The organism is Gemmatimonas aurantiaca (genome assembly GCF_037190085.1).
Taxonomy (GTDB): Bacteria; Gemmatimonadota; Gemmatimonadetes; order Gemmatimonadales; family Gemmatimonadaceae; genus Gemmatimonas; species Gemmatimonas aurantiaca_A.
This window is the reverse complement of record NZ_JBBCJO010000005.1, coordinates 390,203-413,059: the sequence shown is the minus strand read 5'-3', so window position 1 is coordinate 413,059 and position 22,857 is coordinate 390,203. Positions and strand designations below refer to the sequence as shown.

Here is a 22,857-nt window from a genome sequence, read left to right as displayed (position 1 = left end):
GTGCGACGACACTGGACGATGGTCGTGGCGTGTGGGGGATTTCTGCTGGCGGCGGCCCCGCTGCACGCGCAAGCAGTGGTTGTGTCGAAGGCTGCGGCGGGCGAATTCCCGCAGCCGGTGGCCCTGCGTCCCATGGGCAGTGTCGCGCCGCACACCGATATGACGGAAGGGGATGGCTCGCTCACGACGGTCGCTCATGGCCGAGCACGAGGTGCTCAGGCTCAGCTCCAGCCGTCGAATCTTCGCGCGCAGTGGTGGGCCCCCATCGTGTCGGGCCTCGTGCCCGGAGCCGGTCAGTTCGCGCTCAAGCAACAACGGAGCGCGGCCTACGTGGTCGCCGAGGGGTATCTGCTGCTGCAGTATCTGGGCGCGCATCGTGATGGCAACCGGGATCGGAATACCTACCGGCAACTCGCCGTCGACGTCGCCCGTCGTCAGTTCGGTGGCAACCTCGCGGTGGGGCCGTGGGAGTACTACGAACGCATGGAGTACTTCCCGGAGAGCGGCGCTTACAATCGCAATCCGAGCGGTGCGTTCGAACCCGAGACCGACGAGTCCACCTACAATGGGAATCGTTGGCGGTATGCCCGGGACACCTACTGGCGTGATCCGAATGTCGAGCCGGACCGGTCGAGCAGTGAATACCAGAAGGCCATCGCCTTCTATCAGCGTACGGCGGTGCCCGACGACTTCCGCTGGAGCTGGCGCGATGCCACGCTCGAGCAGACCACGTATCAGAACACCATCGCCAGTGCGAACCGCAACTACCAACGCGCGGTGAACTACGCCGGCGTGCTGGTGGTGAATCATCTGGTGTCGCTCATCGATGCCTACGTGAGTGTGCGTGTGCGGCGCTTTGGTGGAGCGGGGTTGGGACCGCTGCAGGTGCAGAAGATCGAGGCACGCTACGAGCCGGTCGGTGACCCGCTGCATCGCCAGGGCCAATGGCGCGCCGGCGTGCAGGTGGGCGGCTCGCGCTGAGGCGCGGCGAGGAGTGGGCAGGAGCGCTGACGGCGTGAGCCGGCGCTGACGCGACCTGAAGCGGCCCTGAAGCGGCCCTGAAGCGGCCCTGAGACGGCATCGATACGAATCCTGCCGGCCCGGAAACGGTCCGGCCCGTCACGTTCTGTGACGCAGCGCACGCCGTGCCCTGCCCGCGAAGTTGATCGTCAGAGGGTTGAGCCATCATCTCTTCATCCCACGTTGCCGACACGCGGTCGGACGTGAGGAGGGAGGCCAGATGGACGCCGTACCCTTGTCGATCCTTGCCGATTCACGGATGATCACCACCACCATCGAACAGAGTGCGATGCACCTGTCACCGGGGCTTCCGGACCCCGCGTGGCTGGCGTCGTGGTGGACGACATTCCCCGGTGAACGCCTGGTCACGGACAGCCCCGAAACGGTGATCACCACGGCGCTCAAGGATCGTCCCCGTCTCATCATCATCGACGCGCGCCAGCCCGACGTGGGTCAGACGGAGCAGGGCACGGCCATGACGGTATCCGGCCCGTGGACCACGACCGCGCTGCAGGTCTGTGAACGCCTCAAACGTGATCCCTACACCGGCATCGTGCCCGTGCTCGTGGTGGTGCCGTCCGACGCCTTCGCGGACGCGTTTGCGGCCGGTGCCGACGAAGTGCTCCGCAGCGGCGTCGACGAAGTGGAGGCCGTGGCGCGGCTCTCGGCCATGCTGCACCGCAGCGATCGGGACACCGACGTGCATCCGTCCACCCGTCTGCCCGGCGCCCGCGAGATCGGTGCCGAATTGAGCCGGAGGGTGGAATCGGGCGAGAAGTTCGCGGCCTGTTACGCCGACCTGGATCATTTCAAGGAATTCAACGATCGCTACGGTTATCATCATGGTGATCAGGTGATCCGGCTGCTCGCCCGCATTCTGCACGATGTGGTGAAGGGGCTCTGCGGCACGGAGGGATTCGTGGGCCACATCGGCGGCGACGACTTCCTGTTCACCATTCCCCTGGCGGCCGTGCCGCGGGTCTGCGACGAAATCGTGCACGTCTTCGACGAACTGGTGCCGTGGCAGTATTCCGAGCAGGATCGCCGCGTGGGATATTTCTTCGGGAAGGATCGCCGTGGCCAGCTGCACCGCGTCCCGCTGATGACTCTGTCGGTGGGTGTGGTGACCAATCAGCGACGCCACTTCACGCGGGCAATCGAGGTCAGCGAGTTGGCGACGGAAATGAAGAGCTACGCGAAGACGCTGCCGGGATCGGTATGGGCCGTGGACCGGCGTCGTGACGAGAGCACACCGACCACGGCCAGTGGTGCGGTCGAACACGCGCGGCTGGATGACGCGCGTGAGACGGCACGGGCCGCCGGGGAGGCGTCATGACGGTGTCGTGTCCCGAATGTCAGTCGGTGTTCCGGGTGGACCCGGCCAAGGTGCCCGCCACCGGAGTGCGTGCACGCTGCTCGGTGTGCGGCGGCATCATCGCCATCGCCGGCGGTACGCTGCCGGTGTCGGTCACCCCGGTGGCCACCGGGGCGATCGCGGCGGGATCGTTGGCTGCGCAGGCTGCCTCGACCGTGACTGCCGCGGCGATGCCCGCCGTTTCACGGGTGCGGCCAACACCGGCGCGAGCGGTGCCGGCCAGTCCGACACCGGCTCGGCCCGCGCCGGCCGTGTCAGCCCCTGGAGCACACGTGGCGTCCGGAGCGACACCGATGGCCGCACGAAGCGTGGCAACACCCATCGCAGCGGCGCCCGCCGTGAAGGCTCCGATGGCCGCTCCAGCACAGCCCACACCGGCCGGAGCGTCTCCCGTTCGGGCCACGCCTCTGCGGGGAACGCCCGTTGCCGCGGCCGCCCACGCCGCACCTGCGGCACCGGGCGCCCTGCCGGCCGCGCGCGTCACCCCGCTCCGGACGCCAGCGCTTCCCCAGGCCCCTGTCGCTCCCCGGACGCCCACGCCGGTGGCCACGGGCATCGTCCCCACGGGGGCCCCGGCGGGAAGTTCCCCGGGAACCCCCGCCGAAGGCCGCCGTCCGATCAACCCGTTCCTGCGTGCCGATCCCGCGCAGCGCGCCCGTCGGCTGGCCCGCGCGCTGGTGTCCGATCTCGTGGCCTATCATCCGCAGAAGCGCGAAGAGGGGCTGCGCGACGGCACGCTCCGGCAGCTCTTCCGGGAAGAGATCAAGAAGAGCTACGAGGAATACGTCGAACAGGTGGGACGTGAGTCCGCCGAAGGGGCACCCTATTTCCAGGAAGCCCTCAACGAAATCCTCGCCGGAGGCCGTCGGTTGTTCTGACGTCCTCACCCCGTTCTTTCGAGTTCCTCCGACGCGACTGTTCTCCCCCTCCACGACCCGATACCTTTCCCAGTCTCGGATGTTGGCGATACAGTGAGACATCTCGGGCCGCTTTCCGGTGTGGAAGGCGGCTTTCGTCGTACGTGGAGTGGTCCGTGGAGGATGTATGCAGGACGGTGAACGCCTGAAGGTGCTGTCGCGGTCGGAAGAACGGCTCGCGGACATGCGGAGGTATCTTTGACGTCGAAGCCAAGCGCTTGACGTTGAATGCCTACGAAGAGGAAATGGCCGATCCGGCCTTCTGGAACGATCAGGAACACGCGCGGGACATCGTCCAGCAGGTCAAGGTCCTCAAGGGCTGGGTCGAACCGGCGGACACCCTGCAGTCGCGCATCGAGAGTGCGCGCGAGATGGATGAGCTGCTCGCGCTCGAATCCGACAGGTCCATGGATGCCGACCTCGATCAGGAGGTGCAGCGCATTCTGTCGGAGCTCGATGCGTTCGAACTCAAGTCGCTGCTGCGCGGAAACGACGACTATCGTGATGCCCAGCTCGAAATCTCGGCGGGTGCCGGCGGCACTGAAGCGCAGGACTGGGCGTCCATGCTGCTCCGTCTGTACACACGCTGGGCGGAACGCAAGGGATTCGATCTCGAAGTGCTCGACCTGAGCGAAGGGGAAGAAGCCGGCATCAAGGGTGCGGTGCTCGAGATCCGGGGGCAGTATGCCTACGGTTTCCTGCGCCCCGAATCGGGCGTGCATCGCCTGGTGCGCATCTCACCCTTCGACTCGCAGGCACGCCGGCACACCAGCTTCGCATCGGTGTTCGTGTATCCCGTGGTGAACGAGGAGATCAACATCGAGATCCGCGACGAGGACATCAGGATGGATGTCTTCCGCGCGTCGGGCGCCGGTGGGCAGCACGTCAACAAGACGTCGTCGGCAGTACGACTCACGCACATCCCCACGGGCATCGTCACGAGCTCCCAGCAGGAGCGTTCGCAGTTCAAGAACAAGGCGACGGCGCTCAAGATGCTGAAGAACCGGCTGTATCAGCTGGAAGTGGAGAAGCAGCAGGCGGTGAAGGCGGCGTTCGACGCGAACAAGCAGGATGTGACGTTCGGCAGTCAGATCCGCAGTTACGTGTTCCAGCCGTACACGATGGTCAACGACCATCGCACCGAACTCAAGATCGCCGACGTGCAGAAGGTGATGGACGGCGATATCGATCCGTTCATCCAGGCGTACCTCAAGCAGGAGAGCGCCACCGGCGCCGAAGGAAACGTGTCATGAGTGACGAGCAGCAGCGTCCGTCTGCGGGCGACGGACAGGAACCCGGTGGGGACGCCGAGGGCAGCGAGCAGAAACAGGAGCTGAACTTCGTGATGAAGGCCCGTCGCGAGAAGCTCGAGCGTCTGCGCGCGTCGGGTGTCGAGCCGTTCGCGTACGCGTTCGATCGCACGCACAGCTCGCTGCAGGCCATCGCGGCGCTGGGAGACGGCGATGAAGGGCCCGCGGTGTGTGTGGCCGGTCGTCTGGTCTCCTGGCGGGGACAGGGAAAGACGGCGTTTGCGCATCTGGTCGACATGGACGGCCGCATCCAGTTGTATTTCCGCCGCGACGAACTGGGCGATGCCGTGTTCGCGCAACTCGCCGAGTACGATCTCGGGGACTGGGTGGGCGTGCGCGGCGGCATGATCCGGACGCGCACGGGCGAAGCCACGGTGAAAGTGACGCAGGTGGAACTCCTGTCGAAGTCGCTGCGCCCCCTGCCGCTGGGCAAGGAGCAGGTGGTGGACGGACAGACCGTGCGGTATTCCGCCTTCTCCGACACCGAGCAGCGCGCGCGGCAGCGGTATGCCGACCTGGCCGTGCATCCGGAGGTGCGGGCGCTGTTCCGCGCCCGTTCGGTGCTCACGCGCGCCATCCGCAGCCATCTCGACGGACTGGGGTATCTCGAGGTGGAGACGCCGGTGTTGCAGCCGCTCTATGGCGGCGCCGCGGCGCGTCCATTCGTGACGCATCACAATGCGCTCGACATGCCGCTCTATCTGCGCATCGCGGACGAGCTGTATCTCAAGCGTCTCATCGTGGGCGGCTTCGAGCGTGTGTACGAAATCGGCCACGATTTCCGCAACGAAGGCATCGACCGGACGCACAATCCGGAATTCACGATGCTCGAGTTCTACGAGGCGTTTGCCGACTACACCACGATGATGACGCGGGTGGAGTCGCTCATCGTGGCGGCCGCCGACGCGATCCGGGCCTTGCCGGGCATGGAAGAGAAGGTGCCGTCGTTCCGGACGCCGTTCCCGCGCATCGAATGGGTGCCGTCGTTGTCGCAGGCCGCGGGCGTCGATGTCATGCAGGTGAGCGACGCGGAACTTCGCACCATGGCCGAGCGTATCGGCGTGCAGAAGGTGAACACGTTGAGTCGCCCCAAGGTGCTCGACGAGATGTTCCAGGCGCTGGTGGAATCGAAGATCGATCAGCCCACCTTCGTGCTGGACTACCCCAAGGAACTGTCACCGTTGGCCAAGCCCAAGCGCGGAGGCCCCGAGGGCATCACCGAACGGTTCGAACTGTTCGCGAAGGGCAAGGAGCTGGCCAACGCCTTCTCCGAACTCAACGATCCCATCGACCAGCGTGAGCGTTTCGAAGCGCAGGCGCGTCTGCGCGATGCGGGCGACGACGAAGCGAGCGGGGTGGACGACGACTACCTGCGGGCCATGGAGTACGGCATGCCACCCACCGGCGGTGTGGGCATCGGTCTCGACCGTCTGTTCATGTATCTCACGGACACGCCCAACATCCGCGACGTGATTCTGTTCCCCACGATGCGTCCCGAGTGACGGGACCCGCGTGACGCGACTCGAACTCTCGATCGCCTGGCGCTATCTGCGCAGTCGCCGCGGTTCGCGCCTGCTGTCGCTCATCAGCGTCATCGCCATCGGCGGGGTGCTGGTGGGTGTGAGCGCGCTCATCGTCATCATGGGCGTGATGACGGGCATGCAGACCGACATGCGCGAGAAGATCCTGGTGGGCAGTCCCGACGTGCGGGTGTTGCCCTACGGCGACGACATGCGCATGACCGGCTGGCAGCCGCTGCTCGACAAGGTGCGCGCCTTTCCCGGCGTGGTGAGCGCGGCGCCGTTCGTGTCCACGCAGGGGCTGGTGCGCAATCTGAGCGGGTACAGGACAGGGACGGCAGTCGTGGGCGTGGTGAACACCGGCGAACCGGGCGACGACGTCACCAGCATCCGTCAGCATCTCATCTTCGGGGACTTCACGTTCCGGCGCGAAGGCGTGACGTTGCCTGGGGCCGCCCTGGGCAAGTTTCTCGCGTCCAAGCTGAATGCGTTTCCCGGCGACACCATCGTGCTGCTGGGGGCCGCCGGACTCGAGATGAATGCCGCCACCGGGGCGATCGTGCCACGGGCCGACAGCGTCGTCGTGACGGGGGTGTTCGAGACCGGGATGTACGAATACGACGACGCCTACCTCTTCCTCTCCCTCGATGCGGCGCAGCGGTTTGCCGGACTGGGCGAGGACGTGACCGGCATCGAAGTGCGCACCCGGGATCGCTGGACGACGCCACAACTGGCCGATTCCCTCGAGGCCGCGCTGCAGGCGCCGGTGCGTGCCGTGGACTGGCAGGAGAACAACCGCTCGTTCTTCCAGGCGCTCAAGCTCGAGAAGCTGGGCATGGGAGTGATCCTGCTGCTCATCGTGCTCGTCGCCGCGTTCAACATCCTGAGTACGCTCACGATGGTCGTGGTGGACAAGACGCGTGAAATCGGCATTCTGCGCGCCATGGGCCTGGGCGCGAAGAGCGTGCGCCGCATCTTCCTGTTGCAGGGCATGGTGATCGGCGCGGTGGGCACCTTCGGCGGACTGCTCATCGGACTCGTCGTGGCGCTGCTGCTCGAGAAATACCGACTGATCTCGCTCGACCCTTCGGTGTATTTCATCGATCATCTGCCGGTGCGACTCGAGTTCTTCGATATCGCGGCGGTGCTGGTCTCGAGCATGCTCGTGTCCACGCTGGCCACGCTCTACCCGGCCTCGCAGGCCGCGAAGCTGTATCCGGTGGAGGCCATCCGTCATGAGTGACGTCGTGAAGGACATCACGCGTGAGACCCGGGGTGACGCGCTGCGTGACGTGTTGCCTGAAGCGCTGCCTGACGCGCCGGGTGACGTCGCCGGTGCGGCCACGGCGGTGGAAACCGTGGTCGAGGCGGAAGGCGTGGTCAAGGAATTCCGTGGCGGCGATGGCGGCATCATCCGCGTGCTCGATGAGGTGGAACTCACCGTGCGACGTGGCGAGATGGTGGCCATCGTGGGGGCCAGCGGCTCCGGCAAGAGCACGCTGCTGCATGTGCTGGGCGCGCTGGAGCAGCCGTCGGCCGGCCGGATCACCCTGGCGGGCCAGGCGGTGGAAGGACTCACGGAGCAGGGGCTCGACACGCTGCGCAATCGCGTGATTGGGTTCGTGTTCCAGTTCCATCATCTGCTGCGGGAATTCTCGGCAATCGAAAACGTGATGATGCCGCAACTCATCGCGGGTATCGACGCCAGGCGGGCCCGTGAGCGTGCGGGGCATCTGCTGGACCGGGTGGGGCTGGGATCCCGTCTGCAGCACCGTCCCAGTGCGCTGTCGGGTGGGGAGCAGCAGCGCACGGCGGTGGCGCGGGCGCTGGCCACGGGGCCTGCGTTGCTGCTGGCCGATGAACCCAGCGGGAATCTCGACTGGCACAACGCCGAACGCCTGCACGATCTGTTCGCCGAGCTGGCGCGTGACGAGTCGCTGGGACTGGTGGTCGTGACGCACAATCAGTCGCTGGCCGCGAGGGCGGACCGGACACTATTGTTGGAGGGAGGACGACTGGTGATGCCGCCGGTCGGACCGGACGTCGAGGAGACGGAGAGCTGATGCTCTGCGATAACTGTCAGGAACGCGATGCGGTCGTGCATGTCACACGGGTGGTGGAGAACGCGGTGACGCAGCTCCACCTGTGCGAGAAGTGCGCCGCGGCGAAGGGTGTGGAGACGACGCTGTCGGTCCCGCAGCATCCGCTGGGCGAGATTCTGCAGGCGGTGCAGCAGCAGGCCGCGTCCACGGGCGAGGACGCGCTGAGCTGCCGTTTCTGCGGCGCCACGGCGCGCGATTTCCGCGCCACGGGACGGCTGGGCTGCCCGCACTGCTACGACGCCATGGAACACAGCCTGCGGGAACTGCTGCGTCGGCTGCATGGCAGCTCCCGGCACGTGGGCAAGCGGTACGATCCCCCGGCGGCTCACCTGCTGGAGAAGGCGGACACCGTGCATGATCTTCGGGACCGGCTGCGGCGTGCCGTCGATGCCGAACAGTTCGAACTGGCGGCCGAATTGCGCGACCGCATCCGGGTGCTCGAATGAGCGGCCCCCGTCCTGGACCGGGATCGGGGCCCGCGCGGCCGGCACTCGATCTGTCGCTGCTGCCCGATGGCGGCGTGCGGTGGCTGGACGCGTCCGGTCCGCACAGCGACATCGTGATTTCCACGCGCATGCGTCTGGCCCGGAACGTGTCGGGGTATGCGTTCACGGGGCGGGCGCGGGATGGCGAACGCCTGCGCATGCTGGCCCAGGTGCGGGACGCGCTGACCGAGGTGCCGTCGTTGCAGGGCAGTCTGCTGCTCACGCTCGAATCGATGCCCGCCGTGGAACGACAGCTCCTGCACGAGCGTCATCTCGTGAGCAAAGAGCTGGCCGGCCTCGATCCACAGCAACCGGTGCGGAGTGGGGCGGCGGTGATTCTGGGTGAGTCGGTGGGGCTGCTGGTGAACGAGGAGGATCATCTCCGGTTGCAGGCGCTGCGCTCGGGGTTCTGCGTGCCGGAGGCATTCGAGGCCGTGCAGCGGCTCGATGCGGAACTGGGCGGGCAGGTGCCGTATGCGTTCCACCGTGAATTCGGATTTCTCACGGCCTGTCCCACCAATGCGGGGACGGGGCTCCGGGCGTCGGTGCTCATCCACCTGCCGGGACTGGTGCTCACCAAGGAGATCGGCAAGGTCCTGGCGGGGCTGCAGCAGATGGGGCTCACCTATCGCGGTCTGTACGGCGAGGGGAGCGAGGTGGTGGGGAACTTCTTCCAGCTGTCCAACCAGACGACGCTGGGACGATCGGAGGAGGAGTTGCAGGATCTCCTCGTACGCGTCGTTCGTCATGTGATCGAACGGGAGGAGGAAGCGCGTCGTGTCCTGGTGCGCGATGCGGGGTATATTATCGAGGACAAGTTGTGGCGCGCGTACGGGACGCTGCGATATGCCCGCAGTCTCACGTTCGACGAAGCCATGAACTTCCTGAGCGGGGTGCGACTGGCGGTCGGTCTGAAACTGGTCACCGGGCTCAGTGTATACACACTCAACAAGCTCCTGATCTTTGCCCAGTCGGCGCACCTGTCGTATCTGGAAGGGCGGGCGCTGACGGATACCGAGACGAACCTGGCGCGCGCGAAGTACGTGCGGCAGGTGCTCACGAGCGAAGGCGGCGGCGTCGAATGATCCGCTTCCCAACGACCCTGAGGGGACGATGAACGGCTACAACTTCACCGAACGGGTGCGGAAGGTTCTCGCGATGGCTCGCGAAGAGGCTGCGCGCCTGCACCACGAGTATGTGGGCACCGAGCACATCCTGCTCGGCCTCATCAAGGAGGGTGAGGGGGTCGCGGCGGCGGTGCTGCAGAACCTCAACGTCGATCTCGACGACGTGACGCTCAAGATCGAGGAGACGGTCAAGAAGGGGAAGGCGGCGCAGGCCACCGGCCCCGATCTGCCGTACACGTCGCGCGCCAAGAAAGTGCTCGAACTGGCGATGGCCGAGGCGCGCGATCTGAACCACAGCTATGTGGGCACGGAACATCTGTTGCTCGGGCTGTTGCGCGAGGAGAAGGGCATCGCCGCGCAGGTGCTGACCGATGCCGGCGTGAACCTCGAGGCCGCACGGGCGGAGACGCTGCGTCTGCTGGGCACGGAGATGCCGCAGACGGGTGAGAAGCCGCAGGCCGAGAAGGCCGGCACGGCGCCGCCGGCCGCGGCTCCTGCCAAGGGCGACAAGAAGTCCAAGACGCCGGCGCTCGACCACTTCTGCCGCGATCTCACGCAGTTGGCGGCCGAAGGCCAGCTCGACCCGACCATCGGTCGGGCCAAGGAAATCGAGCGCGTCATGGAAGTCCTCACGCGGCGCAAGAAGAACAATCCGGTGCTCATCGGCGAGCCGGGTGTGGGCAAGACGGCCATCGTCGAAGGGCTGGCGCAGCTCATCGCCAATGGCGACTGCCCCGATTCGTTGCGCGACAACCGCGTGCTGTCGCTGGACATGGCGGCCGTCATCGCGGGCACCAAGTATCGCGGACAGTTCGAGGAGCGCCTCAAGGCGGTCATGAACGAGATCGCGCAGAACAAGCAGGTCATCCTGTTCATCGACGAGCTGCACACGCTCGTGGGGGCAGGCGCGGCCGAAGGCGCGATCGATGCCAGCAACATGCTCAAGCCCGCGCTCGCGCGCGGGGAGCTGCAGTGTGTCGGTGCGTCCACGCTCAACGAGTACCGCAAGTACATCGAGAAGGACGGGGCGCTCGAGCGGCGGTTCCAGACGGTCGTGGTCGATCCACCGTCGATCGAGGAGACCGTGCAGATCCTGCAGGGACTTCGCAAGAAGTACGAGGATCACCATCGGGTGAACATCCCCGACGAGACGCTGCTGGCCGCGGCCAAGCTGTCGGAGCGGTACATCACCGACCGGTTCCTGCCGGACAAGGCCATCGACGTGATCGACGAAGCCGGCGCGCGGGCGCGTCTGGCGGCGCAGGTCGCGCCGAGCGAAGTGGCGGAGCTCAAGGAGCAGCTCGAGAAGATCAACGCCGAGAAGGAAGCGGCGGTGCGCGATCAGAACTTCGAACGGGCGGCGTCGCTGCGCGACAACGAGCGCGAACTGCAGGCCGAGATTCGTCGCAAGCAGGAAGAGTGGGAGCAGCGGCGTCAGTCGTTCCGCCCCACGCTGGGTGAAGAGGAGATCGCCTTCATCGTGAGTCGCTGGACGGGCATCCCCGTCACGCGTTTGCAGGAGGCGGAGACGTCGCGTCTGTTGCGCATGGAAGACGAGATGCACCAGACCGTGGTGGGCCAGGACGAGGCCATCAGGGCGCTGGCGCGCTCCATCCGCCGGAGCCGCGCGGGGCTCAAGGACCCCCGCCGTCCCATCGGGTCGTTCATCTTCTCGGGTCCCACGGGCGTGGGCAAGACGGAGCTGGCCCGGTCGCTGGCCAAGTTCCTCTTCGCGGACGCCTCGGCGCTCATCCGGGTGGACATGAGCGAGTACATGGAGAAGTTCTCCGTGTCGCGGCTCATCGGCGCGCCCCCGGGCTACGTGGGGTACGAGGACTCTGGCACGTTGACCAAGGCAGTGCGGCGCAAGCCGTACAGCGTGGTGCTGCTCGACGAGATCGAGAAGGCGCATCCGGATGTGTTCAACATCCTGCTGCAGGTGCTCGACGAAGGCCATCTCACGGACAACTACGGCCGCGTGATCGACTTCAAGAACACCGTGGTCATCATGACCTCGAACGTGGGAGCCAAGGACATCACGAAGGGCAAGTCGCTGGGCTTCGCCACGAACGATTCCCGTGGCGATTTCGAGCGGATCGCCGAGAAGGTGAAGGACGAGATGGGCCGGGTGTTCAACCCGGAGTTCCTGAACCGGCTCGACGATGTGATCGTGTTTCACCCGCTGGGCAAGGAACACATCGCCCAGATCGTGTCGATCCTGTTCGCCGACGTGCAGAAGCGTCTGGCGGAGGAAGAGCTCACGATCCGGCTGACCCCGGAGGCGACGGAGTTCCTGGTGGACCATGGGCATGACGAGCATTTCGGTGCCCGTCCGCTCAAGCGGGCCATCCAGCGGTATGTCGAGGATCCGCTCTCCGAGAAGATCCTGACGGGCGAATTCTCCCGTGGGGACGAGATCGAAGTGGGGGTCTCTCCTGCGGAGAAGGAGAAGCTGGAGTTCCGCGTGCTCACGCCGACGCCCCAGGCGTCGTGAGTGGGGCCTGGGACCCCCGGAGGAATCCGGGACGGTCTCAGGCAACGGTGGAGGCGCGACAGGTGTCGAACGGCCGGACCCTCGGGTCCGGCCGTTTGCCGTCATCGAGGGTACATGGGAAAGGGCACCCCCATCGGGTCCGGTGGGGTCGGTCCTTCCCCGGGGTTCGTTTATATTCCGAGGCTATGCTCAAACGCATTCCCCAAAAGTTGGTCGGCCTGGTCGCCCTGGTGGTGGGCCTTTCGCCGCGCCTCACCCTGGCGCAGCAGGAGGCGGCGGGCCGCTGCATGACACCGGACTCCATCGCCGTGCGGGGAAACTCGCGGGTCGCCGACGCGCGCATCCGGATCGAGGCCGGTCTGCAGCCGGGCGCGCCGCTCAACTTCCCCTCCCTCCAGCGGGTGCTCAAGGCGCTCTATCAGCTGGGGGAATTCGACGACGTGCGGGTGTTGTGCGATCTCGATGCCGTGCCGGGCAAGGTGCTCTCGGTGCTGCATGTCCAGGAGCGCCCCATTCTCGGCGATCTGAAAGTCGTCGGACCCAGCGCCGTTTCCGAGCGGTCGGTGAAGGACAAGATCGATCTGCTGATCGGGCGCCCCATCGATCCGCTGCAGGTGGCGCGGGCGCGGGCCCGGATCGACTCGGTGTACGAGGCGGCCGGCTACTATCTGGCCGAGATCCGCATCGATTCCACCCGGATGGATGACGGTCGCATCGCGCTCACGTACGACATCGACGAAGGACGGCGCCTGGCCATCTCCGGCATCGATATCGAGAGCCAGGGAGCGGTGAGCGAGAAGCGGGTCGCACGCGCGATGAAGACCAAGCCGGAAGGGTTCTGGTTCTTCCGCAAGGGTGAGTTCGACGAGGACAAATTCGTCGGCGATCTGGGCGAGCGTATCCCCGATCTGTATTCGCGGCTCGGCTATATCGACATGCGCATCACGAAGGACACGCTGCTCGTCGACCGCGATCGTGGCAAAGGCATGCTGCAGATCGGCATCGACGAAGGCCCGCGCTATCGTATCGGCTCGTTCGAGATCGCCGGCAACCGGCGTTTCCCGACGGATGCGTTGCGCCGGTTCTATCCGTTCGAAGGCAACGATCCCACGCTGTCGCAGCGCATCAAGGGGCTGATCAAGCGGGAGGCCGCGGCGCCCGAGGGCGTGTTCGATCAGCACAAGTGGGACGATGCGCTCGAGAAGGTGAACAACGAGTATCGCAACAACGGCTACCTCTACGCGCAGATCCGTCCGGTGATGGATCGTCGCATGGAAGGCGCCGACTCGGTACCCACGGTGAACCTCCGCTGGGAAATCGACGAGCGGAATCCCGCCATCGTCAACCGGGTCGAGATCGTGGGGAACGACTATACGGCGGACGATTGCATCCGTCGCCAGATCTTCCTGGTGCCCGGTGGGCCCTTCAATCAGGCCGCGCTCATCCGGAGCTATCAGAGCATCAGCAACATGAACTTCTTCGAGTCCCCGATGCCGTTCCCGGACTACCGTCCGATCAACGAGCAGGGGGACGTGGACATCGTGTTCCGCGTGAAGGAGAAGCGCACCGGCAACTTCAATTTCGGCGCCTCGATGGGGCAGGGCGGTGTCGGTTTCGGTGGCTTCATCGGCGTCGAGCAGCCCAATCTGTTCGGCCTCTGCAAGTCGGGACGCCTCAACTGGCAGTACGGGCGCTACTTCAACGACTTCACGGCCACCTACACCGATCCCGCGCTGCGCGGATCGCGTCTGTCGGGTGCGGTGAGCGCCTATCGCACGCAGTCGCGTTTCATCGTCGGCAACCTCGGCCAGAACATCCGCACGGGCGGCCAGTTCCGTCTCGGCATGCCGGTGCCCTGGTCGCTCTTCTCGACGTTCGCGATGTCGTACAACGGAGAGTCGGCGACATTCACGTCGGGCACCGTCCAGAACGGCTGCACGCGGAACTGTTTCCGTTCGAATGTGGGACTGGAGTACACGTCCGACACGCGCATCGATCTGCCCTTCGCGACGCAGGGCACCATGAAGACCGTCACGGCGGACTTCAGCGGCGGTCCGCTGGGCGGGACGGTGAACTTCCAGCGCGTGACCACGGAAATGCGCGCCTACTCGCTGCTGGGGCAGTTCGGCGGCAGCAACCCGGGATCGCAGCCGGTCAAGCTCACGATGGGTGTGACGGCCCGTGCCGGCGCGTTGTTCGGCAATTCCGGACCGTTCTTCTTCCAGCAGCAGTTTGCGGTGGGTGGTGTGATGTACGGGCAGCAGTTGCGCGGCTACCCCGAATTCTCCATCACGCCGGCCGGCTTCGACCCGTCCACCGACCAGTACAGTTCCCAGGTGACGTCGTTCGGCAATGCCTTCATGACGGTGACCGGCGAAGTGGGTCTTCGCCTGAACCAGATGTTCTATGTCAACGTGTTTTCCGACGCAGGGAACAACTGGGCCGCGGCCCGGCAGATCAACCCCGGTCGCCTCTTCCGTTCTGCCGGATTCGGGGTATCTACCGTAACACCGTTGGGACCACTGGGGCTCGACCTCGCCTATGGTTTCGACCGGACGAAGATCGAGGCCACGACCGGTCGTATCGTGAAGGACCCGAAGTGGCAGTTCCATTTCCGGCTTGGCCAGCTCTTCTAAACAAGATCTAACACAGGATCTCTCCTCATGCGTTTTCGTTCACTCATCGGTACCTGCGCGCTGTTCGTCGTCGCGCCTGTCGTGGCGTCGGCCCAGGGCGGGCAGAAGATCGCCTACGTGAACTCGGCCCAGCTCATGCAGAGCGCGCCCGGCCGCGCCGAGGCGGAGGCGACGTTCGACAAGGAGATGACCACGGTCCGGGCGCAGTTGCAGAAACTGCAGGATTCGGTCAACGCCATGAACGAAGCGTTCGCCAAGGAAGAGGCGACGCTTGCGTCGGCTGCGAAGGAAACGAAGCTGAAGGCGATGCGCGAGAAGGAAGCGGGCTTCCAGGCCCAGGCGCAGAAGCTGCAGGATCAGGCGCAGGACCGTCAGGAAGCGCTCATGGCGCCCATCATGGAGACGCTGCGCAAGGCGCTCGAGGATGTGCGTACGGAAGGTGGTTACGCGTTCATCTTCGACGTGGCGGTGCAGATGCCGTACATCGTCGCGGCCGACAAGAATCTCGACGTGACGGATCGTGTGCTGGCGAAGCTGCGGCTGGCGGCGCCCCGCGCGGCAGGCACTGCGGCACCGGCGGCGTCCAAGCCGCCCGCGGCGGGCCCGGCCTCGTCGCCGGCTGGCGTGACGACGAAGAAGCCGCCGTTCTGAGTGCGGACGGCGTGAGTCCGGTGACAGATCCTTCATCTGGCACACACGCCGGGCAACGAACGGCAGGCGGCGGTGACGGGCAGACGCCTGTCACCGCCGCTGACGTAGCGGCGCTGGTTGGGGGCCGACTGCTCGGTGACGGCACGGTCGTGCTGCGGGGTGTGGCGGCACTCGATCGGGCCGACGCGACGCAACTGAGCTTTCTGTCGCACGCGCGTTACGCGTCGTGGTTCGTGACGTCGCGAGCGGGCGCGGTCGTGATGGGACCACAATTCGAAACCGCGGACGGTGCCCCGCGCACCCGCATCATCGTGGACAAGCCGATGGATGCGATGGTGTCGCTGCTGGTCCGTTTTCACCGCCACGAACCGCGTGCGACAGGCGTGCATCCGACCGCGGTGGTGGCCGATACGGCTACCATCGGCGCTGGTGTGACCATCGACCCCCATGCCGTCATCGGCGAGGACGTCGTGATCGGCGATGGCTGCTGGATCGGTGCCAATGCCACCGTGGGGGCCGGCAGCACGCTGGGGCGCGATGTGCGGCTGCACGCCAATGCCACCGTCTATCCCTTCACCGAACTGGGAGACCGGGTGGTGTTGCACAGCGGGGCACGCGTGGGACGCGAAGGATTCGGATTCGTGCCGCAGGCCGCGGGCCTGGTGCGCATTCCGCACGCCGGCCGCTGTGTGCTCGAGCACGATGTGGAGATCGGCGCCAACAGCTGTGTCGATCGCGGCAGCGTCGACGATACGATCATCGGGGCCGGCACGAAGATCGACAATCTCGTGCAGATCGGACACAACGTGCGCATGGGGCGGATGTGCGTCTGCGCGGCGCAGGTGGGTGTGGCCGGTTCCGCGCGCATCGAAGATGGCGTGCAGCTTGGTGGACAGGCGGGTATCGGTGGGCATCTCACGGTGGGTGCCCGGGCCACCGTGGCCGGGCAGGCCGGCGTGTTCGGAGACGTGCCGGCCGGCGAAGTGTGGTCGGGGTACCCCGCGCGGCCGCACAAGGAACAGTTGCGGGCACAGGCCGCACTGGCCCGCCTGGCCCGCCTCATCCGCCCCCTCGAACAGTTGTTGCGCAAGGAGCAGGACTCGTGATCGCACGTGCGGACGGCTCAGGGCCGTCGAAGTCCGCGGAGAATGCGCCCCCGGTGGAACGGGGCAACACGCGGCCGGCGAACTCGCCAACCCCGTCATCGGCCTCCGCCACCTCGCTCAGCGGCGAACGTCGTACCGTGGCCGGTGAAGCCACGGTGCAGGGCGTGGGGCTCCATCTTGGCCAGCCCTGCACGCTGGTGTTCCGGCCGGCACCCACGGGTACCGGTATCGTGTTCCGGCGGCTGGACCTGCCCGGCACGGCGGCCATTCCCGCCCGGGTGGATGTGGCGGTGGAAGCCGAGCGCCGCACCCAGCTCGGCACGGGCGAGGGGGCACTGCACACGGTGGAGCATGTGCTGGCGGCCGTGGGCGGACTGGGCATCGATGATCTCTTCATCGACATGGATGGCCCCGAGCCGCCCATCATGGACGGCAGTGCCGCCGCGTTTCTGACGGCGCTCGACGAAGCCGGCATCGTCACGAATGGTGGACGACAGGACTGGCTCGTGCTGCGGAAATCCATCCGGGTGGTGGATGGAGAGTCCGTGTACGAGGCCCATCCGGCGTTCGATCTGTCGCTCGATGTCGACATCGACTTTCCGCACGCGATCATCGGCCACCAGCGTGGCCGGTACCGGGTGACGCCGGAGCATTTCCGCGGTGAACTGGCCGGAGCGCGCACCTTCGGTTTCGTTCACGAGGTGGACGCCCTTCGCGCGAAGGGATTGATTCAGGGGGCATCGACGGCGAACGCGGTCGTGCTCGACGCCACGGGGGTCGTGGATACCACTCTCCGCTGGTCCGACGAATTCGTCCGGCACAAGGCGCTCGACTGTGTCGGCGATCTGGTGCTGGCCGGTGCGCGCGTTCGGGCGCGCATCGTCGCTCACAAACCGAGTCATCGGGGCACGGTTGCCCTGGTACGTGCGCTCGTGCAACACGCAGTCCGGGAGCCCGCTGTGTACACCGTCGAAGACATTCTGCAGGTCCTGCCGCATCGTTATCCCTTCCTGCTCGTCGATCGCATTCTCGAGCTGGAAGAGGGGAAGCGTATCGTCGGGCTCAAGAACGTGACGATTAACGAGCCGTTCTTCCAGGGCCATTTTCCTGGACATCCCATCATGCCCGGTGTGCTCATCATCGAGGCGATGGCGCAGGTGGGCGGCATGCTGCTCATGCGGACGGTGACCGATCCGAGCAGCAAGGTGGTGTACTTCATGTCGCTCGACAACGTGAAGTTCCGCCGGCCGGTGAAGCCCGGTGATCAGTTGCGATTCGAGATGGAAGTGCTGCAGATGCGGGGCACGATGTGCAAGATGCGCGGTGTGGCCTATGTGGATGGCCAGGTCGTCACCGAGGCGGAAATGGCGGCAATGGTCCGCGATCGATGAGCATGGTGATGAACATGGCGACCACGCAGGGCATTCATCCCAGCGCACTGATCGATCCCGATGCCCGGATCGGGCAGGATGTGGAGATCGGCCCGTGGGCGGTGATCGGTCCGCAGGTGACGATCGGCGATGGCTGCCGGATCGCCGCACGGGCGACCCTCGAGCGCAATGTGCGCCTCGGGCAGCGCGTGCAGGTGGGGATCGGTGCCGTGCTCGGCGGGGATCCGCAGGATCTCAAGTACCGCGGTGAGGAAACGTGGGTGGACATCGGGGACGACACCGTCATCCGCGAATACGCGACCATCAATCGTGCTACGGCGCACTCGGTCACCACGAAGGTGGGCCGACACTGCTTCATCATGAGTTACGTGCATCTCGCGCACGACTGCGAGCTGGCCGATCATGTGATGATCTCCAACGGCACGCAGCTCGCGGGTCACGTGCACGTGGACGATCACGCCATCATCTCGGGGTTGTGCGCGATCCATCAGTTCGTGCGCATCGGGCGGCATTCGTTCATTGGCGGGGCGTCGCGTGTGCCGCAGGACGTGCCGCCGTTCGTGCGCGCGGTGGGCAATCCGCTCAAGTTGTTCGGGCTCAACTCCGTCGGCCTGCAGCGCAGCGGATTCGACGAGAACGTGCTGCGTGAACTCAAGCGCGCGTATCGGTTCTGTTTCCGCTCCGATCTCAATTTGTCGCAGGGTGTGGAGCAGGCGCGGGCGGAAGTGGAACTGGTTCCCGAAGTGCAGCAGTTTCTGGAGTTCATCGAGGCGAGTCGCCGCGGCGTCGGGTTCTGACGGGTTCTGATCGGAGTCGTACATGCAGGCAGGGCAGCAGCGGGCGCAGTTTTGTGGAAACGAGGCGCCACGCGTGGGTGTGGTGGGCGCCGGCGGTCTGGGCACGCATCACGTGCGCATTCTCCGTGATCTGTGCGGCGAACGATTCATGGGGTTCGTCGACGAGAATCCCGCACGGGCCGCCGAGGTGGCCTCGCAATACGGCGTGCCGGCCGTGGCATCCCTCGATCGGTTGCTGCAGGACGTCGACGCCGTGTCCATCGTGGTGCCCACCCGTTCGCATCATGCGGTGGCCGCCCAGGCGCTCGCACTGGGCAAACATGTCTTCGTGGAGAAGCCGTTCACGGTGACGCTCGAGGAAGCCGACGATCTGCTGGGCAAGGCGGCCGCGGCCGGTGTCGTGCTGCAGGTGGGGCACGTGGAGCGCTTCAACCGCGCCGTGCGCGCGGCCATGCCGTTCGTGGACGGCCCGCGGTTCATCGAGAGCGACCGGTTGGCGCCGTTCAGTCCGCGGGGCGCCGATGTGGCCGTGGTGCTCGATCTCATGATCCACGATCTCGATCTCGTGCACACCCTGGTGGGCACGCGTGTGGTCGACGTGCAGGCCATGGGCATTCCGGTGCTCACGCCGCAGGTGGATATCGCCAATGCGCGACTGACCTTCGCCAATGGGGCGGTGGCGAACATCACTGCCAGCCGCGTGTCGCGTGAGCGGTTGCGGAAGCTCCGGCTGTTTCAGCGCAGCGGCTATCTGTCGCTGGATCTCGCCGCCGGCACGGGAGAGTTCTTCAGGTTGCGTGGGGATTTCGATCCGATGCAGCTCGCGCGTGCCCCGCGGGCGCTCGAGGATTTCGTGGAACGCATCCCGCTCGACGCCCCGGATGCTGAGCCGCTGGTGCTGGAACTGTCGCAGTTCCTGGGTGCGGTGATGGGACACAATCCCATCGCCGTGACGGGCGCCGAGGGCCGGGATGCGCTCGAGGCCGCGCTGCGCATCGTGTCCGCCATCGATGTGGCACAGGCGGGATTGCTGGCTGGGGCAGCGGCCCCAGGGGCTTCGCGTGCGTGAAGTGCTGTTTGTCGTCGGAGAGGCCTCCGGCGACCTGCATGCGGGAAAGGTGGCCGAGGCGTTGCGTGCGCGTGTGCCGGACCTGCCGATGGTGGGTGTGGGGGGCGGTCACATGCGCGCGGCGGGGGTGGAGATTCTCGAGGATGTCGAGCGTCTCGCCGTGATGGGTTTTGTGGAGGTGCTGCAGCACGTGCCCAAACACTGGGCGTTGCTGCGCCGGTTGCGCGCCCGTATCGAGAGCGGTCGGGTGGGACTCGTGGTGCTGCTCGACTATCCGGGGTTCAATCTCAAGGTCGCCAACGCGGCGCATCGTGCGGGTGTGCCGGTGTTGTATTACATCACGCCGCAGGTGTGGGCGTGGGGAGCGGACCGTCTGCCCACGCTCGCGCGTGTGGTCACGAAGGCCGCGTCCATCCTGCCGTTCGAAGAAGCGCTGCTGCGTGAGCACGGTATCGATGCCACGTTCGTTGGGCACCCGTTGCTCGATCGTGCGCAGTCGTTGCCGTCACAGATGGAAGCGCGCGCGCAACTCGGCTTGTCGCCCGATGCGCCGGTGCTGGCGGTGTTTCCGGGCAGCCGGCGCGCGGAGATCGCGCGGCATCTGGGGCCCTTCACCGAGGCGGCGCTCGAAGTGCAGCGTCGCCGGCCCGACGTACAGGTGGTGGTGAGTGTGGCCCCCACGGTGCGCATCGCGGCCAGCGACAGTCCATTCCCCCTCGTGCAGGGTGCGTCGTTCGTGGTGCAGCGAGCGGCCACGGCCGGATTGCTCAAGAGCGGTACGAACACGCTGGAAGCGGCGGTGGCGGGCTTGCCGCATGTGATCGGATACCGGACGAGCGCGATCACGTACGCCATCGCGCGTCGCGTGGTGAAGATTCCGCACATCGGCCTGGTGAACGTGGTGGCGGGTGAAGCGGTCTCGCCGGAATTCGTGCAGGATGCGTTCGTGCCCTCGGCGGTGGCGGATGCCCTGATGCCGCTGCTCGACGTGCACAGCGAGGCGCGCGTGCTGGCCGAGGCGGGATTGGCACGGGTGCGGGCGCAACTGGGCACGCCCGGTGCGTCGTCGCGGGTGGCCGACATGATCCTGTCGATGACGAGAACGTCGATGACACGGGATGCGCAGGCATGACGGAGACGGCGCCGGTCCTGCCGTGGAAGGTGCGCGCCGCCATTGCCGTGGGCGGCCGTTTTCTCAAGCTGCTGGGCATGACGTGGCGCGTGAGAATCATCGGAAGGGATCGCCTCTTCGTGCGGCCTGCCGGCACCGATCCGGTGGTCTTCACGCTCTGGCATGGCCAGATGCTGCCCATTCTGTACGCGCATGGCATGCGCTGCGGCATCCTCATCAGCGAACACCGCGACGGCGAGATCATCGCGCGCATCGTGGAGATGTTCGGGCACTTCGCGGTGCGGGGATCGAGTTCGCGCGGAGGCACGCGGGCGCTGCTGGAAGCGGTGAAGCAGGTGCGGGACGGCACGGACATGGTGTTCACCCCTGATGGTCCGCGCGGTCCGTTGCACAGTTATGCACCGGGACCGCTGATTCTCGCGCACCGGGCGCAGGTGCCCATCGTGACCATCACCGCGCACGCCGATCGCTGCTGGCGTCTGAAATCGTGGGACCGTTTCGAGATTCCCAAACCGTTCGCGCGGGTGACGGTGTTGTACGGTGAGCCGAAGCGGGTGGACGGTGAAGACGTGCGGGAGGCCGCCGCACATGCCGACGAATTCGGCGCCGACATGCTGGTGAAGCTCGAAACCGTCGCGCGGTTGGCGGAAGAGGGGCGATGAGTGCCCTCGCCGACTGGGTGTGGCACTCGGATGCTGCTGGCGCGGCGGTAACCCGCGCCATGCTGACGCCGCTCTCCCATGTGTTCGGCTGGGCGGTGGCGCGGCGCAATGCACGCTTCGACCGGCTGGCCGAGGCTTTCGGACCCGATGCGCTGCCCGCCATGCCGCTTCCCGCGATCTCGATCGGCAACCTCACGGTAGGCGGCACGGGTAAGACTCCCGTGGCTTCATGGTTCTTGTCCCGTCTCCTCGCGCGGGGCGCCCATCCGGCGCTCGTTCTGCGCGGATATGGCGACGATGAATGGCGGGTGCATCTCATGCTCACCCCGGAAGCACCCGTGATCACCGATGCGGATCGGGTGCGCGGCGCGCACACGGCCGTGTCGCGGGGCGCGGACTGCGTGGTCCTGGACGATGCCTTCCAACATCGGCGTGCGCGGCGCGTGAGCGACGTGGTGCTGGTCAGCGCCGATCAATGGCACCCCGAGGTGCGATTGCTGCCGGCCGGCCCCTATCGGGAAGGCTTCGTGGCGCTGGGCCGCGCCTCGGCGGTCGTGGTCACCGTGAAGGCGGCATCTGCGGAAAAAACCGCGGCGGTACTGGCAGCCCTGAGCCGGATGGTGCCAGCCGAACGGATCGCCTTGGTGCGCCTCTTGCCCGGCGGATTGCGGGGCTGGTCGCAGGGTGACGGCCCCGCGCTCCAGGGACTGACAGCCACGCTCGTTTCGGCGATCGCCGACCCGCAGGCGTTCGAACGGCAGCTCGAGGCGTCGGGGCTCACCGTCCGGGGTCACCTGCGTTTTCCCGACCATCATCGGTTCACGGCCGAGGAGGTCTCGAAAGCCGTGACCGTTGCCCAGGGGGGGGATGGCGTCGTCTGTACGTTGAAGGACGCCGTCAAGCTGGGACCGCTTTGGCCTCGCTTCGGGCCGCCCCTTTGGTATCTTTCACAGACAGTCGTGGTCGATCGAGGCGCGGAAGTCCTGGAAGAGCAATGCGACCGGGTACTGGCCGCGCGGCGGACCACGGTTCCCACCGCCGGCTGAGCCCGGCCCAATCACAA

19 protein-coding genes are annotated in these 22,857 nt (G+C 66.3%); all 19 read left to right on the top strand.

Going from position 1 to position 22,857, the window contains the following annotated elements; translation table 11 throughout:
- The 19 genes from WG208_RS07575 (at position 1) to WG208_RS07485 (ending at position 22,840) form a co-directional block, all read left to right on the top strand.
- On the top strand, positions 1–981 hold the full coding sequence (locus WG208_RS07575; RefSeq protein ID WP_337170733.1) for a hypothetical protein: 981 nt from the start codon (positions 1–3) through the stop codon (positions 979–981).
- A gap of 259 nt (positions 982–1,240) precedes the next feature.
- Positions 1,241–2,356 carry a GGDEF domain-containing protein gene (locus WG208_RS07570; RefSeq protein ID WP_337170732.1) on the top strand — a complete coding sequence of 372 codons (1,116 nt, stop codon included), beginning with the start codon at positions 1,241–1,243 and terminating at the stop codon, positions 2,354–2,356.
- Positions 2,353–3,273 (top strand): zinc-ribbon domain-containing protein, encoded by a 921-nt coding sequence (locus tag WG208_RS07565; protein ID WP_337170731.1) that lies wholly within the window; start codon positions 2,353–2,355, stop codon positions 3,271–3,273. The genes WG208_RS07570 and WG208_RS07565 overlap by 4 nt, the downstream gene beginning before the upstream one ends.
- Positions 3,274–3,439: 166 nt before the next feature.
- Positions 3,440–4,565, top strand: a protein-coding gene (gene prfB / locus WG208_RS07560; protein WP_337170730.1) for a peptide chain release factor 2 whose coding sequence is annotated in 2 segments (ribosomal slippage) — positions 3,440–3,502 and positions 3,504–4,565 — 1,125 coding nt in all. Because the reading frame shifts where the segments join, the coding sequence is not laid out codon by codon here.
- On the top strand, positions 4,562–6,124 hold the full coding sequence (lysS, locus tag WG208_RS07555; RefSeq protein WP_337170729.1) for a lysine--tRNA ligase: 1,563 nt from the start codon (positions 4,562–4,564) through the stop codon (positions 6,122–6,124). Before prfB ends, lysS begins: the two co-directional genes overlap by 4 nt.
- A gap of 10 nt (positions 6,125–6,134) precedes the next feature.
- Positions 6,135–7,385: an ABC transporter permease gene (locus WG208_RS07550; protein ID WP_337170728.1), complete on the top strand. Its 1,251-nt coding sequence runs from the start codon at positions 6,135–6,137 to the stop codon at positions 7,383–7,385.
- A complete protein-coding gene (locus tag WG208_RS07545) occupies positions 7,378–8,205 on the top strand; it encodes an ABC transporter ATP-binding protein (RefSeq protein WP_337170727.1) in 828 nt (275 codons plus the stop codon). Before WG208_RS07550 ends, WG208_RS07545 begins: the two co-directional genes overlap by 8 nt.
- Positions 8,205–8,690 carry a UvrB/UvrC motif-containing protein gene (locus WG208_RS07540; protein ID WP_337170726.1) on the top strand — a complete coding sequence of 162 codons (486 nt, stop codon included), beginning with the start codon at positions 8,205–8,207 and terminating at the stop codon, positions 8,688–8,690. Before WG208_RS07545 ends, WG208_RS07540 begins: the two co-directional genes overlap by 1 nt.
- A complete protein-coding gene (locus tag WG208_RS07535) occupies positions 8,687–9,814 on the top strand; it encodes a protein arginine kinase (RefSeq protein WP_337170725.1) in 1,128 nt (375 codons plus the stop codon). Before WG208_RS07540 ends, WG208_RS07535 begins: the two co-directional genes overlap by 4 nt.
- Positions 9,815–9,842: 28 nt before the next feature.
- Complete coding sequence (locus WG208_RS07530; RefSeq protein ID WP_337170724.1) at positions 9,843–12,350, top strand: ATP-dependent Clp protease ATP-binding subunit; 2,508 nt, start codon at positions 9,843–9,845, stop codon at positions 12,348–12,350.
- A 209-nt stretch (positions 12,351–12,559) separates the two neighbouring features.
- Positions 12,560–14,986, top strand: a complete 2,427-nt coding sequence (bamA, locus tag WG208_RS07525) for an outer membrane protein assembly factor BamA (protein WP_337170723.1) — start codon at positions 12,560–12,562, stop codon at positions 14,984–14,986.
- Positions 14,987–15,013: 27 nt separating this feature from the next.
- On the top strand, positions 15,014–15,637 hold the full coding sequence (locus WG208_RS07520; protein ID WP_337170722.1) for an OmpH family outer membrane protein: 624 nt from the start codon (positions 15,014–15,016) through the stop codon (positions 15,635–15,637).
- Between the two features lie 11 nt (positions 15,638–15,648).
- The gene (lpxD, locus tag WG208_RS07515) at positions 15,649–16,743 is read left to right on the top strand and encodes a UDP-3-O-(3-hydroxymyristoyl)glucosamine N-acyltransferase (RefSeq protein WP_337170721.1); all 1,095 of its coding nucleotides are present in this window, start codon (positions 15,649–15,651) and stop codon (positions 16,741–16,743) included.
- Positions 16,740–18,134 carry a bifunctional UDP-3-O-[3-hydroxymyristoyl] N-acetylglucosamine deacetylase/3-hydroxyacyl-ACP dehydratase gene (locus WG208_RS07510; RefSeq protein ID WP_337170720.1) on the top strand — a complete coding sequence of 465 codons (1,395 nt, stop codon included), beginning with the start codon at positions 16,740–16,742 and terminating at the stop codon, positions 18,132–18,134. Before lpxD ends, WG208_RS07510 begins: the two co-directional genes overlap by 4 nt.
- The gene (gene lpxA, locus WG208_RS07505; RefSeq protein WP_337170719.1) at positions 18,131–18,931 is read left to right on the top strand and encodes an acyl-ACP--UDP-N-acetylglucosamine O-acyltransferase; all 801 of its coding nucleotides are present in this window, start codon (positions 18,131–18,133) and stop codon (positions 18,929–18,931) included. Before WG208_RS07510 ends, lpxA begins: the two co-directional genes overlap by 4 nt.
- Positions 18,932–18,953: 22 nt before the next feature.
- Positions 18,954–20,000 carry a Gfo/Idh/MocA family oxidoreductase gene (locus WG208_RS07500; protein ID WP_337170718.1) on the top strand — a complete coding sequence of 349 codons (1,047 nt, stop codon included), beginning with the start codon at positions 18,954–18,956 and terminating at the stop codon, positions 19,998–20,000.
- Positions 19,993–21,132 (top strand): lipid-A-disaccharide synthase, encoded by a 1,140-nt coding sequence (gene lpxB, locus WG208_RS07495; RefSeq protein ID WP_337170717.1) that lies wholly within the window; start codon positions 19,993–19,995, stop codon positions 21,130–21,132. Before WG208_RS07500 ends, lpxB begins: the two co-directional genes overlap by 8 nt.
- Complete coding sequence (locus WG208_RS07490; RefSeq protein ID WP_337170716.1) at positions 21,129–21,794, top strand: lysophospholipid acyltransferase family protein; 666 nt, start codon at positions 21,129–21,131, stop codon at positions 21,792–21,794. The genes lpxB and WG208_RS07490 overlap by 4 nt, the downstream gene beginning before the upstream one ends.
- The gene (locus WG208_RS07485; RefSeq protein WP_337170715.1) at positions 21,791–22,840 is read left to right on the top strand and encodes a tetraacyldisaccharide 4'-kinase; all 1,050 of its coding nucleotides are present in this window, start codon (positions 21,791–21,793) and stop codon (positions 22,838–22,840) included. The genes WG208_RS07490 and WG208_RS07485 overlap by 4 nt, the downstream gene beginning before the upstream one ends.
- The last annotated feature ends 17 nt before the right edge of the window (positions 22,841–22,857 follow it).